This is a genomic window from Microbacterium sp. K24, from assembly GCF_004794465.1.
Lineage (GTDB): Bacteria > Actinomycetota > Actinomycetes > Actinomycetales > Microbacteriaceae > Microbacterium.
On the sequence record NZ_SSDJ01000045.1, the window covers coordinates 1 to 12,681 of the forward strand.

The 12,681-nt window shown below is 68.1% G+C and carries 15 protein-coding genes; 10 read left to right on the top strand and 5 right to left on the bottom strand.

The window, feature by feature from the left end; translation table 11 throughout:
- From DW306_RS02325 to DW306_RS02355, 7 genes are all read left to right on the top strand, one after another.
- A partial coding sequence (locus DW306_RS02325) for a CAP domain-containing protein (RefSeq protein ID WP_205814078.1) occupies positions 1-1,151 on the top strand: 1,151 nt, incomplete at its 5' end.
- Between the two features lie 149 nt (positions 1,152-1,300).
- Positions 1,301-1,735 (top strand): succinate dehydrogenase, cytochrome b556 subunit, encoded by a 435-nt coding sequence (sdhC, locus tag DW306_RS02330; protein ID WP_136054037.1) that lies wholly within the window; start codon positions 1,301-1,303, stop codon positions 1,733-1,735.
- Positions 1,735-2,178 (top strand): succinate dehydrogenase hydrophobic membrane anchor subunit, encoded by a 444-nt coding sequence (locus DW306_RS02335; RefSeq protein ID WP_136054038.1) that lies wholly within the window; start codon positions 1,735-1,737, stop codon positions 2,176-2,178. The genes sdhC and DW306_RS02335 overlap by 1 nt, the downstream gene beginning before the upstream one ends.
- 19 nt (positions 2,179-2,197) lie before the next feature.
- Positions 2,198-4,024, top strand: a complete 1,827-nt coding sequence (gene sdhA, locus DW306_RS02340) for a succinate dehydrogenase flavoprotein subunit (protein ID WP_136054039.1) — start codon at positions 2,198-2,200, stop codon at positions 4,022-4,024.
- Between the two features lie 2 nt (positions 4,025-4,026).
- Entirely contained in the window at positions 4,027-4,794 is a 768-nt protein-coding gene (locus tag DW306_RS02345) for a succinate dehydrogenase iron-sulfur subunit (RefSeq protein WP_136054040.1), read from the top strand.
- Positions 4,795-4,870: 76 nt separating this feature from the next.
- Positions 4,871-6,076, top strand: a complete 1,206-nt coding sequence (locus tag DW306_RS02350) for a YihY/virulence factor BrkB family protein (protein WP_136054041.1) — start codon at positions 4,871-4,873, stop codon at positions 6,074-6,076.
- A gap of 10 nt (positions 6,077-6,086) precedes the next feature.
- The gene (locus tag DW306_RS02355; RefSeq protein WP_205814079.1) at positions 6,087-6,926 is read left to right on the top strand and encodes an exodeoxyribonuclease III; all 840 of its coding nucleotides are present in this window, start codon (positions 6,087-6,089) and stop codon (positions 6,924-6,926) included.
- A gap of 11 nt (positions 6,927-6,937) precedes the next feature.
- Here DW306_RS02355 and DW306_RS02360 read toward each other — a convergent pair whose 3' ends face one another.
- Positions 6,938-7,252, bottom strand: coding sequence for a hypothetical protein (locus DW306_RS02360; RefSeq protein WP_136054043.1), 315 nt, complete (start codon positions 7,250-7,252; stop codon positions 6,938-6,940).
- Positions 7,253-7,261: 9 nt separating this feature from the next.
- The gene (locus DW306_RS02365) at positions 7,262-7,909 is read right to left on the bottom strand and encodes a DUF4166 domain-containing protein (RefSeq protein ID WP_136054044.1); all 648 of its coding nucleotides are present in this window, start codon (positions 7,907-7,909) and stop codon (positions 7,262-7,264) included.
- A gap of 62 nt (positions 7,910-7,971) precedes the next feature.
- Between DW306_RS02365 and trpS the strand changes: the two genes are divergently transcribed.
- Both trpS and DW306_RS02375 read left to right on the top strand, forming a co-directional pair.
- Positions 7,972-8,976: a tryptophan--tRNA ligase gene (gene trpS, locus DW306_RS02370; protein ID WP_136054045.1), complete on the top strand. Its 1,005-nt coding sequence runs from the start codon at positions 7,972-7,974 to the stop codon at positions 8,974-8,976.
- Positions 8,977-9,001: 25 nt separating this feature from the next.
- Positions 9,002-9,682, top strand: coding sequence for a hypothetical protein (locus tag DW306_RS02375; protein WP_240747022.1), 681 nt, complete (start codon positions 9,002-9,004; stop codon positions 9,680-9,682).
- 27 nt (positions 9,683-9,709) lie between these two features.
- Here the strand turns inward: DW306_RS02375 and pth are convergent, their stop codons facing one another.
- Both pth and DW306_RS02385 read right to left on the bottom strand, forming a co-directional pair.
- On the bottom strand, positions 9,710-10,291 hold the full coding sequence (pth, locus tag DW306_RS02380) for an aminoacyl-tRNA hydrolase (RefSeq protein WP_136054046.1): 582 nt from the start codon (positions 10,289-10,291) through the stop codon (positions 9,710-9,712).
- 101 nt (positions 10,292-10,392) lie between these two features.
- Positions 10,393-11,028, bottom strand: a complete 636-nt coding sequence (locus DW306_RS02385) for a 50S ribosomal protein L25/general stress protein Ctc (RefSeq protein WP_136054047.1) — start codon at positions 11,026-11,028, stop codon at positions 10,393-10,395.
- Between the two features lie 225 nt (positions 11,029-11,253).
- Between DW306_RS02385 and DW306_RS21700 the strand changes: the two genes are divergently transcribed.
- Positions 11,254-11,379, top strand: coding sequence for a hypothetical protein (locus DW306_RS21700; RefSeq protein WP_263294326.1), 126 nt, complete (start codon positions 11,254-11,256; stop codon positions 11,377-11,379).
- Positions 11,380-11,404: 25 nt separating this feature from the next.
- Here the strand turns inward: DW306_RS21700 and DW306_RS02390 are convergent, their stop codons facing one another.
- A complete protein-coding gene (locus DW306_RS02390; protein ID WP_136054048.1) occupies positions 11,405-12,463 on the bottom strand; it encodes a D-2-hydroxyacid dehydrogenase in 1,059 nt (352 codons plus the stop codon).
- Between the last annotated feature and the right edge of the window lie 218 nt (positions 12,464-12,681).

The window sequence follows — 12,681 nt, forward strand, 5'->3', positions numbered from 1 at the left end:
CGGGCGGCCCTGCGGGCGAAGTGTTCACACTGACGAACGCCCAGCGGGCGCAGGCGGGACTCCCCGCTCTCGTATCCGATCCCGCTCTCGACGCGGCCGCGGCCGAATGGGCGCAGCAGCTGGCGTCGTCCTGCACGTTCGAGCACAGCACGTCGGCGTGGCGGAGCTCGCGCGTCGCCGCATTCGGGTGGGTGGCGACCGGTGAGAACATCGCCGCCGGGCAGCCGGATGCCGCCTCCGTGGTGAGCGGGTGGATGAACTCCAGCGGCCATCGTGCCAACATCCTCGACACGCGCTACACCGGCCTCGGCGTCGGCTACGCGACCGGCACGTGCTACCGCACGTACTGGGTGCAGATCTTCGGCATCGGGTCGCCCGTCAAGCGTCTCTCCGGTGGCGCCGGCGACCTCACCGGCGACCGGGCGGGAGACATCCTCGCCCGGACGTCGACCGGCGACCTCTACATCTACCCCGGCACCGGCGCCGGTGGATTCCAATCCCCCATCGCCGCCGCTCCCGGTTGGGGAGATCGCCCGTTCGCGACGCTCGGCGACTTCTCCGGCGACGGGATTCCCGACATCGCCCGCACGGAGGCGGACGGCAGACTCATGCTGCATGCCGGCAACGGGAAGGGCGGATTCCTCGCGCCCACGCAGATCGGCAACGGCTGGACGATGTTCTCCCAGTTGATCGGCGGCATCGACTTCACCGGCGACGCGCTGCCCGACGTGATCGGCCGCACGCCCGGCGGCGATCTCTTCCTCTATCCGGGCAACGGCCGCAGCGGCTGGCTCGCCGGCGGCGGTACGAAGATCGGCAACGGCTGGCAGACGATGGACCTGATGTTCCACGCCGGAGACTTCAACGGCGACGCGCGCGGCGACGTCATCGCCCGCAGACTCGACGGCACGCTCTGGATCTACCCGACCACAGGACGCGGAACCTGGGGCGCCGCGTCGCAGATCGGCATCGGCTGGGCTTCGCTCACCGCGGTCTTCGGCGCGGGCGACTTCGACGGCAACGGCACCCAGGACATCGTCGCGCGCGCCAACACGGGCAGTCTCCTGCTCTACGGGGGCAACGGTCGCGGCAGCTTCATCGCGACCCGGACGATCGGGGTCGGGTGGAACGGCATGGCCCAGATCGGCTGACCCGCTCGTCAGATCTCTCGACATCGAGATGACTTAGGCTCCCCTTCGTCGCTCCCCCGCTGCCGACGGGAATAGGATGGACAGCGATCGGGCGTGCCTGACACTTGCGCAGCACGCGACCGAGTCACATCGATCCAGGGAGGACGACCGTGTCCACAAGCGCTCGCTTGACACCGTCGATTTCGGAAACCACTTCCAAGACCCCCCGCGGCACCCTCTACCGGGGTCGCGAAGGCATGTGGTCGTGGGTGCTTCACCGCATCACCGGAGTCGCCATCTTCTTCTTCCTGTTGGTGCACGTGCTCGACACGGCGCTGATCAGGGTGTCGCCGGAGGCGTACAACGCCGTCATCGGCACATACAAGAACCCGATCATGGCGCTCGGCGAAGTCGTGCTGGTCGCGGGCATCGTGTTCCACGCGATGAACGGCCTGCGCATCATCGCGGTCGACGTGTGGTCGAAGGGTGCGCGCTACCAGCGTCAGCTCTTCTGGGGCGTCATCGCCGTGTGGGTCATCATCATGGCGGGCTTCGTGCCCCGCCACCTCATGCTCGCGTTCGCCGGATTCGGAGGAGGGCACTGATGTCCGCGCAGACCCTCGAGGCTCCGGTCCGCCGGCAGCGCCGCTTCAACATCGAGAAGTGGGGCTGGGTGTTCATGCGCGCGTCGGGCGTCGTGCTCGTTGTGCTCATCTTCGGCCACCTCTTCATCAACCTCATGGTCGGCGAGGGCATCCACGCCCTCGACTTCGCCTTCATCGCCGGCAAGTTCGCCACGCCGTTCTGGCAGTGGTGGGACGTGCTGATGCTCTGGCTGGCGCTGATCCACGGCGCCAACGGCATGCGGACGATCGTCAACGACTACGTCACGAACAACACCGCACGCAAGGCGCTGATCTGGGCGCTCGGCCTCGCCGCCGGCCTCCTCATCATCCTCGGCACGCTCGTCGTGTTCACGTTCGACCCGTGCCTGGGCGTCACCGAATCGAGCACGCTGTGGGAACAGTGCCAGACGCTGGGCAAGTAGAAGAGAAGGCAAACGAGAAGTGACTACCGAGACCCAGGATTCCGTCGTGCGCGACGGGGTGCACTACCACCAGTTCGACATCGTGATCGTGGGCGCCGGCGGCGCCGGTATGCGCGCCGCGATCGAGGCCGGCCCCGGCGCGAAGACGGCCGTGATCTCCAAGCTGTACCCGACCCGCTCGCACACGGGTGCGGCGCAGGGCGGCATGGCGGCGGCGCTCGCCAACGTCGAGGAGGACTCCTGGGAGTGGCACACCTTCGACACCGTCAAGGGCGGCGACTACCTCGTCGACCAGGACGCGGCGGAGATCCTCGCCAAAGAGGCGATCGACGCGGTCATCGACCTCGAGAACATGGGTCTGCCGTTCAACCGAACGCCCGAGGGCAAGATCGACCAGCGTCGCTTCGGCGGCCACACCGCCGAGCACGGCAAGACGCCGGTGCGTCGCGCCTGCTACGCCGCCGACCGCACGGGCCACATGATCCTGCAGACGCTGTTCCAGAACTGCGTCAAGCTCGGCATCAACTTCTTCAACGAGTACTACGTGCTCGACCTGCTCACGGTGAAGGATGCCGACGGCAAGACCCAGGTCTCCGGTGTCGTCGCCTACGACCTCGCCACCGGTGAGCTCCACGTCTTCCAGGCCAAGGCCGTGATCTTCGCGACCGGCGGCTTCGGGAAGATCTTCAAGACCACGTCGAACGCGCACACCCTCACCGGTGACGGCGTCGGCATCGTCTGGCGGAAGGGCCTCCCCCTCGAGGACCTCGAGTTCTTCCAGTTCCACCCCACCGGACTCGCCGGTCTCGGCATCCTGCTCACGGAGGGCGCCCGCGGTGAGGGCGCGATCCTGCGCAACGCGTCGGGCGAGCGCTTCATGGAGCGCTACGCCCCCACCATCAAGGACCTCGCTCCGCGTGACATCGTCGCCCGCTGCATGGTGCAGGAGGTCCTCGACGGCCGCGGCGCCGGGCCGCACAAGGACTACGTGCTGCTCGACTGCACGCACTTGGGTGCCGAAGTGCTCGAGACCAAGCTCCCCGACATCACGGAGTTCGCCCGCACCTACCTGGGCGTCGACCCGGTCGTCGAGCCGGTGCCGGTCATGCCGACCGCGCACTACGCGATGGGCGGCATCCCCACGAACAACGACGCCGAGGTCCTGGCCGACAACGACACCGTCGTTCCCGGTCTCTACGCCGCCGGCGAGTGCGCCTGCGTCTCGGTGCACGGCGCCAACCGCCTGGGCACCAACTCGCTGCTCGACATCAACGTCTTCGGAAAGCGCGCCGGCCGCGCGGCGGTCGAGTATGTGAAGACGGCGGAGTTCGTGCCGCTGCCCGAGAACCCGGCGGACTTCGTCTCCGGCATGCTCGAGGACCTCCGCAACAACCAGGGCACGGAGCGCATCGCCGTGCTCCGCAAGACGCTGCAGGACGAGATGGACAAGGGCGCGCAGGTGTTCCGCACGCACGAGTCCCTCGAGCACGTGCTCGGCGTCATCAAGGAGCTGCGCGACCGCTACAAGAACGTGCACGTCGACGACAAGGGCAAGCGGTTCAACACCGATCTGCTCGAGGCCGTCGAGCTGGGCTTCCTCCTCGACATCGCCGAGGTCGTCGTCTACGCCGCGCAGAACCGTGAGGAGAGCCGTGGCGGCCACATGCGCGACGACTTCCCGAAGCGGAACGACGAGAAGTACATGCAGCACACGATGGCGTACCTGACCGGCGACCCGCACTCGTCGACGCCGAGCGATCACATCAAGCTCGACTGGAAGCCCGTCGTGTTCACGAAGAACGAGCAGGGCGAGTTCAACTACCCGCCGATGGAGAGGAAGTACTGAGCATGTCGACTGCCATCGCAGAAGCACCTGCCGACACGACCGAAGAGACCGGCGTCCAGTCCTTCATCGTCACCTTCAACATCCGCCGATTCGACCCCGAGGTCGACGCCGAGCCGCATTGGGTCGATTACGACGTGGAGCTCTACTCCACCGACCGCGTGCTCGACGCGCTGCACAAGATCAAGTGGGAGGTCGACGGCTCGCTCACGTTCCGCCGGTCGTGCGCCCACGGCATCTGCGGCTCCGACGCCATGCGCATCAACGGGCGCAACCGGCTCGCCTGCAAGACGCTGATCAAGGACCTCGACATCTCGAAGCCGATCTACGTCGAGGCCATCAAGGGCCTGCCGCTCGAGAAGGATCTCGTCGTCGACATGGAGCCGTTCTTCGCGTCGTACCGCGAGGTCCAGCCCTTCCTCGTCGCCAGCTCCGTCCCGGAGAAGGGCAAGGAGCGCGTCCAGTCCATCGCCGACCGCGAGATCTTCGACGACACGACCAAGTGCATCCTGTGTGCCGCGTGCACCTCGTCGTGCCCCGTCTTCTGGACCGACGGCCAGTACTTCGGCCCGGCGGCGATCGTCAACGCGCACCGCTTCATCTTCGACTCGCGCGACGACAACGCGGCTGTGCGCCTCGACATCCTCAACGACAAGGAAGGCGTCTGGCGCTGCCGCACGACCTTCAACTGCTCCGAGGCCTGCCCCCGTGGCATCGAGGTCACCAAGGCCATCGCCGAGGTCAAGCAGGCGGTCCTGCGCGGCCGTCCCTGAGACGTCGCACGCATGCGTGAACGGGCGGGATCCTCAGCGGATCCCGCCCGTTCTCGCGTGTGGATAGGGTGAGAACGTGCCTGATCCCGCCGGCTCTCCCACCGAGCCCCGCCGCCTCGATGCAGCGGTGGAACGTGCGACCGCGCTGACGCATCGGACCCTCGCCCTGTTCCCCGTGCGCGTCTGGCGACATTTCCTGCAGCACAATGGATTCCTCCTCGCCGCGGGAGTGAGCTACCAGGCGCTCTTCGCCATCTTCGCCGCGATCTACCTCGCCTTCGCCATCGCCGGCCTGTGGCTCGGCGGAAGCTCGATAGCCGTCGACCGCGTGATCGACTTCATCAACCTCTACATCCCCAATCTGATCCAGGAGCACGGGGGCGTGTTCACGCCGGCGCAGGTGCAGGAGATCGCCGCGAACACCACCGGTGTGCTGAGCGTCACGGGTCTGATCGCGCTCGGCACCGTGATCTGGACCGCCATCGGCTGGGTGACGTTCTCGCGCCGGGCCACCAGAGACATCTTCGGGCTGCCGCCCGATCTGCGCAGCTACGTGCTCCTGAAGGCGCGAGACCTGCTGGCGGCACTGATCTTCGGCGTCGCGCTCATCGCCGGCTCGATACTCAGTTCGGCGAGCGCCGCGGCGCTGAGCTGGATACTGAGTCTGCTGGGATGGGATTCCGGATCGGACGGGCTGAACCTCAGCATCCGCATCGGCACCGTCCTGGTCTCGTTCGTGCTGCTCTCCGCCGCTCTCGCGGCCATGGTGCGTTTCCTCACCGGCACCTCGCTGCACTGGCGCACCATCTGGCCGGGCGCGCTGCTCGGGGGCGGTGCGATGACCGTCCTCCAGTTCGGAGCCGGCTTCCTGCTGAGCTACACCCCGACCAATCCCCTGCTCGCCACGTTCGCGATCTTCGTCGGTCTCCTGCTGTGGTTCCGCGTCAACGGCGTCGTGATGCTGGTGGCATCCTCCTGGATCGCGGTCGCCGCGCAGGATCGTGATCTCCCGCTGGTCGCGCAGACCGAGGCGGAGCGGCGTCTCATCGAGCATGAGACGCTGGTCGCGGCCGCGCGCATCCGCCTCCGCGAGGCGGAAGGCGCCCGCGACACCGAGCCCTGGTATCGACGGTGGCAGGCGGGGAGAGCGGTCCGGGATGCCGAGGCGGAACTCGCGTACCTTGAGGCCACGGCGCCCCCGTCGCCCGTGCCGACGCCACTGACTCAGCGGCTCCTGGCGGAGCTCCAGCGTCCGTCCCGGGATGTCGGCGGCCCTCGATAGGCTGGGGATCATGCCTCATCTGCGTATCGCCACGGTCAATGTCAACGGAATCCGGGCGGCTGCTCGCAACGGCATGAGCACCTGGCTCGACGCCGCCGACATCGACATCCTCACCCTGCAAGAGGTCCGCGGGCAGGATGAGCATCTCGAGGCGGCACTGCCCGGCTGGTCCTTCGTGCACGACGAGGCCACGGCCAAGGGCCGCGCCGGCGTCGCGATCGCCAGCCGCACTCCGGCACTGGCGTCGCGCACCGACCTCGGTCCCGAAGACTTCGACTCGAAGGGGCGCTGGATCGAGGCCGACTTCGTGATCGGCGACAGACCGATCACCGTCGTGAGCGCGTACGTGCACTCAGGTGAGGCCGACACCCCGAAGCAGGACGAGAAGTGGAAGTTCCTCGACGCGTTCGGCACCCGCCTTGCCGAGCTGGGTGCCGACGATGCATTGGCGCTCGTCACCGGCGACCTGAACGTCGGCCACCGCGAGCTCGACATCAAGAACTGGCGCGGCAACCGCAAGAAGGCGGGCTTCCTCCCGCGCGAACGCGCCTACTTCGACCGTTTCCTCGGAGAAGCGGGCGCGCAGATCACCGGCGTCGACGGCTCGGTGGGCACCGGACTCGGCTGGGTCGACGTCGGCCGCCGCTTCCACGGCGAGGTCGACGGCCCGTACACCTGGTGGTCGATGCGAGGACAGGCCTTCGACAACGACTCGGGCTGGCGCATCGACTACCATCTCGCGACTCCCGCACTCGCCGACCGCGTGCACACCTACCACGTCGCTCGCGCCGCGGCGTATGACCAGCGCTGGAGCGATCACGCTCCTGTGGTCGTCGACTACACGTACTGAATCGTCGAGGCTCAGGCGGTGAGCAGCGCGGCGACCAGCGCCACCGCGATGACCACATAGACGATGAGGCTGACGGAGTAGGCACGTGCCCGGAGCCCCGAGCGGAAGATCAGCGGGACGACGAGCGCGAGTGCGATCCCCGCGACCAGGGCGAGGAACGTGCCGAAGATGAGCGCGTATCCGTGTGGATCGCCTTCACCCGAGCCGAATCGGCTGCTCAACGCCATCCAGGCGAAGAGCACGAACGGAATGCCGAAGACGGCTGTCAGGACGATGCCGGCGATTCGCACACCACGTGCGACGGCGGTGCTCGGCGAGTCACGCATGGGGGCAGTCTACGGCGACGCCACCGTCCCGTGGTCGTCGATATAGCGGTACCAGCCGCGGTACTCGAGGATCGTTCCGAGAAGCGGGTTCGTGGCGCGCATCTCGATGGTGCGACGCTGATGGATCTCGTCCCAGCCGTCCTCGAGATCGACGGCGATGCCGAGGATGCCGCGCAGCGCGAAGCGTCTTCCCCACAGCCGGAGGGCGATGCGGCGCGTGCGCATCCGCAACGCCCCCGCGGCGGTCACACTGCATTCCTCGATGAGCTCCACGCGTCCGCGGGTTCCCAGCAGGTTCCGCACGAGCCCGGGGACGACGCTCTCGGTGACCCTGTCCACGACGAACTGCGTGCCACCCGGGAAACGGAACTCCCGCGCGCTGTCGAGCGTCGCCCGACCGCTCGAGGTCCGGCCGGATCGCGTCCGCAGACCGAACGGCACGTCGCGCCCGAGACGGGTGAGCATCATCCGCGGTCCGACCACCGGCACCGCGACGAGGCCCAGCCGCCCGAAGCGGCTGCCAGCGACTGCGAACACGCCCTCTGCCCTGTCGCTCGGCACGGGCGCCCGCATCTGCGCCAGGATCTCGGGGTGGAGGCGCTCGGCATCCTCCCCCAGAGCCGCCAGGAACACCTCGCCGCGTCGGACTATCGTCATGTCCTCAGCGTAGGACGCCCCACCGGCCGAACCGGCAGCGGCATCCCCATAGGATTGATGACGTGACGAAACCTCGCCTGTACTCCGGAATGCAGCCCTCCGCCGACTCCCTCCAGATCGGCAACTACATCGGGGCGCTCCTGCAGTGGCGGGATCTTCAGACGTCGTACGACGCGTACTTCTCCGTCGTCGACCTGCATGCCCTGACGCAGCCGAACAACCCGGAAGAACTGCGCGAGAAGACGCGGCGCACGGCAGCCCAGTACATCGCTGCGGGCATCGAGCCCTCCAAGTCGACGCTCTACGTGCAGTCGCACGTGCGGGCGCATGCCGAGCTCGCCTGGATCCTCAGCACCATCACCGGTTTCGGCGAAGCGAACCGCATGACCCAGTTCAAGGACAAGTCGGCGCGCTACGGGCAGGATGCGACGAGCGTCGGCCTCTTCACGTACCCGGTGCTCATGGCCGCCGACATCCTGCTCTATCAGACCGACGTCGTGCCGGTCGGCGACGACCAGAAGCAGCACGTCGAGCTCACCCGCACCTTGGCGGAGCGCTTCAACTCGCGCTTCGGGACGACGTTCACGGTGCCGATGCCGGTCATCCAGAAGGAGACCGCCCGCATCTACGACCTGCAGAACCCGACGTCGAAGATGTCGAAGTCGGCGGAGAGCGATGCCGGCGTCCTCTGGATGCTGGATGAGCCGGCGAAGTCGGCGAAGAAGATCATGCGCGCGGTGACCGACAACGAGGGATCGGTGCGCTTCGATCGGGAGAACAAGCCCGGCGTCTCGAATCTCCTGACGATCTACGCGGCCCTGTCGGGTCGTCAGGTCGCGGCGATCGAGGACGAGTACGCGGGTCGCGGCTACGGCGACTTCAAAAAGGGGCTCGCCGAGGTCGTGGTCGAGGAGTTCACACCGGTGCGCGCACGCGCGCTGGAGCTTCTCGACGACCCAGCAGAGCTCGATCGCATCCTCGCCGAGAACGCGGGACGAGCGGATGCCGTCGCCGACGCGACCCTGTCCGATGTCTACGACCGCGTGGGTCTGCTCCGCCGCGTGTGAGGGCGACGGCCCCTAGGATGGGGGCGTGACCGATCCGCAGCTGCCCCCTCCGTCCGGCGCCGTTCCTCCTGCTCCGCCCGCGCCCTTCGGAGCGGCTCCTCCGGTGTTTCCGCCTGCGCCTCCGGCCGCGGCGCCTCAGCCCGCGGCGGCTCCCCCCGCGTATCAGGCGCCTCAGGCGGCTCCGGCCCCGCCGACGTACCAGGGGGCTCCCGCGTACCCCGCCGTGCCGGCACCGCAGGCCGCGCCTCCCGGCGCCTACCAGGTTCCCGTCGGCGGTTACGCCGTTCCCGTCGGCTCCTACGCGGTACCGGAGGCTGCTCCGCGCGCGTCGGGCTTCCTCGGGATCCTCGCGCTGATCTTCGCGATCGTCGCGGCCGTCGTCACACCGATCGTCGTCGGCGTCGCGGGCTTCGAGATCGGCCGACGCCTCCCGGAGGGCATCTCGACCACGAGCGACGACATCCTCAGCGTCCTCTCCCCTGCGCGTGATCAGGTGCTGTGGGCGGAGCTGTCGTTCTGGACGGGTACGATCCTCGGCGTCGCGGCGATCGTCATCGGCATCATCGCCATCCGGAAGAAGCAGGGTCGCGGCCCGGGAACCGCGGCGCTGGTCGTCGCGGTGATCGCGCCGATGATCTTCTTCGTGGTGCTGACCGTCGCCTTCTCCACCGGTGGTGCGGCCGGGTTCGTGGACTTCGCGAGCTGACGCCCTGACGTCGGCGGCGCGTGCCGGTCAGCGCGGCGCGTGGTGCTTCTGCTGAGCCGCCAGGAGCCCCTCGGCGACGAGCAGTTCGACGGCGTCGGCCGCATCCGAGACGAGGATGGGCAGGTTCGGCCGCTCCTCCTTGCCGAACGGCGAGAGCACCCAGTCGGCGGGATCCTGACGTCCGGTCGGACGGCCGATGCCCACTCGCACGCGCGGGAACTCGGGGGTGCCCAGGGCGCGCGCGATGTCGCGTACGCCGTTGTGCCCTCCGTGCCCGCCGCCGATCTTCAACTTGACCGTGTCGAAGGGGATGTCGAGCTCGTCGTGCACGACGATGACCTGCTCCGCCGGCACCGAGTAGAACCGCACGAGCGCGGCCACCGGGGTGCCCGACACGTTCATGAAGGTGTTGGGCTTCGCGAGGACGAGCTGGTCCGCACCGGGTCGCAGCCAGGTCTCGACGACCCGCGCTCCGCCCTTGTGCTCGCGGAAGCTCTCGCCGCGTCGCGTCGCCAGCTCGTCGACGACCATCTGGCCGACGTTGTGCCGGGTGCTCTCGTAGCGCGGGCCGGGATTGCCCAGCCCCACCACCAGCCAGGTAGATGACATGTCCTCGTCCTCTCGTGCCGCGTCCTGCGACGAACCCGGTCAGGATACGACAGAGGGGACGCGATCCGATCGCGTCCCCTCTGCCATGAAACTGTCGGAGATCACTCCGCAGCGGCCTCCTCGGCTGCTGCTTCGCCCTCGGCGCCTTCAGCGGCCTCGGCACCCTCGGCGGCCTCGTCCTCGTCACCGAGGTCGACCTCGGCCGGCACGGAGATCGCGACGATGAGCACCTCGGGGTCGGCCAGCAGGGTCGAGCCCTTGGGCAGCGTGACGTCGGCGGCGGTGATGTGCGCACCCTCTTCGAGTCCCTCGACGGATACCTCGAGGTTCTGCGGGATGTGCGTCGCCTCGGCCTCGATCGACAGGGTGTTCGCGTCCTGGTTGACGATGGTGCCGGGAGCCGGCTCGCCGGTGACGATGACGGGAACGTCGATCGTGACCTTCTCGCCCTTGCGCACGACCAGCAGATCGATGTGCTCGATGATCTGGTGCACGGGGTCCTTCTGGACATCCTTGACCAGGGCGAGCTGCTCCTTGCCCTCGATGTCGAGCTCCAGCAGCGCGTTGGCGCGGCGGATGATGAGCGCGACCTGGTGGCCCGGCAGCGCGACGTGCACCGGCTCGGTGCCGTGGCCGTAGATGACGGCGGGGATCTTGCCGGCAGCGCGGAGGCGGCGGGCGAAGCCCTTGCCGAAGCTCTCGCGGAGCTCGGCGTGGACCTTGGTGTCTTCAGACATGAGGTTCTCCTTCAGGACACGCAGCGAAGGCGCCGCGCGGTGGTCTTGGAATTGTGAGCTCGAACGCAGACGCGTGAGGAAAGCCACCGGGCTTGCTTCGCCGCGTCGATAACGGATGTCCGCGCACGCGCAGAAGCATCCCTCGCCGAGGTACAAGCTCAATGGTACCGGATGAGCCGTTAGGCTGAGTACACCGGTCCTTTTCTGCAGATCACGGAGAACCTCATGCTCGACGGCGCCTTCCTCTCGCACGCACTCCTCTGGCTCATCGGAGCGATGACCGTGTGCGCCGTCGTGGGCAGCTTCGCGGCACTGTTCTCCATGGGCCGTTCCGGCTACCGCAAGGACTGAGCTTCGTCGCCGACTCGGCGCCGCATCAGTAGAACTCGACCGTATCCACGACGGCGCGAAGCTCCGCGCCGTCGAGCAGACGCGTGGCGTTCTCGGCGAACCGCCGAGCGATGCGCTCCTCCTCGTTGGAGTTGAGCGCCGCGGTATGCGGGCTGACCAGCACGTTCGGGTGGTCCCACAGCGGGGATCCCGCGTCCAGGGGCTCACGTTCGAAGACGTCGAGACCGGCGAACGCGATGCGTCCGTCATCGAGCGCCGCGAGCAGGGCGGTCTCATCGACGACCGTACCCCGCCCGACGTTCGTCAGGATCATCCCGGGCTTCACCGCCGCGAGCACCTCCTCGCCGATGAGGTGATGGGTCTGCGCGGTGCCGGGAAGCGTGACCACGATGGCATCGACCTCGCCCACCGCATCGACGAGCCGGTCGAGCGGCACGAGACGATCCACGCCCTCCACCGGTTCCCCGGACCGGGTCGTACCCCACACCTGGGCGCCCAGGGCGTGGAAGCGCCGCGCGCATTCCGCGCCGATGCCGCCGAGTCCGACGATCAGCACCGTCATCTCATCGAGCTGCCGCATCTGCCAGCGGTCGGGCCAGGTCCGGTTCCGCTGATCCGCCAGCAGGCGCGGGAGCCCCTTGGCGCCGGCCAGGACCGCGAAGACCGAGAACTCCGCGAGCGTGCCGCCGTGCACACCGGCACTCGTCGTGAAGACGACGCGATCGAGTTCCTCGCGGGAGAGCTCGGCTGCCCGCACGGTGCTCCCGCCACCCGCGGCCGTCGTCATGACCCAGCGCAGACGCGGGTTGGCCCTCACGGTGCGCGCCAAGGCTGCCGCGTCGACGTCGGGGATGCCGAACAGCGCGTCGGCGGAGTCGACGAGCGCGTCGAACGCTGCCTGCTGCTCCGATGTGCGTTCGAAATCAGGATCGCCGGTCCAGTCGGCAGGGCCGCGCATCGGCGGCAGCAGATCCTGATCGCGGACGACCTCCACGCGCGGCTCGAGCGTCTCGATGAGGTGGCAGAGCTCCTCCGGCAGCGGTACCGCCACGACGGCGCGCAATCTGTTGTCCGAACCGACCATGCTGATCCTTCCTTCGACGACCGGGTCCAGCGTATGACCTCCGGATGGCGCTGCCCGCCGCCGACGCCGGGCTTCCGTCGCAATCGGTGACACGGGGCGCACGTGCCTCCTGCACAGCGATACGCTGAAAGCACCCCTTCTTCACGATCGAGGAGCCTTTCTGTGCCCGAAGCATCAGCGAACATCGGAGTCGTCGGACTCGCCGTCATGGGTTCGAA

Bases quoted from the DNA above. Each gene is read 5' to 3' on its own strand.
- DW306_RS02335 (WP_136054038.1), top strand. From the start codon at position 1,735: ATGTCCGCGCAGACCCTCGAGGCTCCGGTCCGCCGGCAGCGCCGCTTC.
- DW306_RS02345 (WP_136054040.1), top strand. From the start codon at position 4,027: ATGTCGACTGCCATCGCAGAAGCACCTGCCGACACGACCGAAGAGACC.
- DW306_RS02355 (WP_205814079.1), top strand. From the start codon at position 6,087: ATGCCTCATCTGCGTATCGCCACGGTCAATGTCAACGGAATCCGGGCG.
- DW306_RS02360 (WP_136054043.1), bottom strand. From the start codon at position 7,252: ATGCGTGACTCGCCGAGCACCGCCGTCGCACGTGGTGTGCGAATCGCC.
- DW306_RS02365 (WP_136054044.1), bottom strand. From the start codon at position 7,909: ATGACGATAGTCCGACGCGGCGAGGTGTTCCTGGCGGCTCTGGGGGAG.
- pth (WP_136054046.1), bottom strand. From the start codon at position 10,291: ATGTCATCTACCTGGCTGGTGGTGGGGCTGGGCAATCCCGGCCCGCGC.
- DW306_RS02385 (WP_136054047.1), bottom strand. From the start codon at position 11,028: ATGTCTGAAGACACCAAGGTCCACGCCGAGCTCCGCGAGAGCTTCGGC.
- DW306_RS21700 (WP_263294326.1), top strand. From the start codon at position 11,254: ATGCTCGACGGCGCCTTCCTCTCGCACGCACTCCTCTGGCTCATCGGA.
- DW306_RS02390 (WP_136054048.1), bottom strand. From the start codon at position 12,463: ATGGTCGGTTCGGACAACAGATTGCGCGCCGTCGTGGCGGTACCGCTG.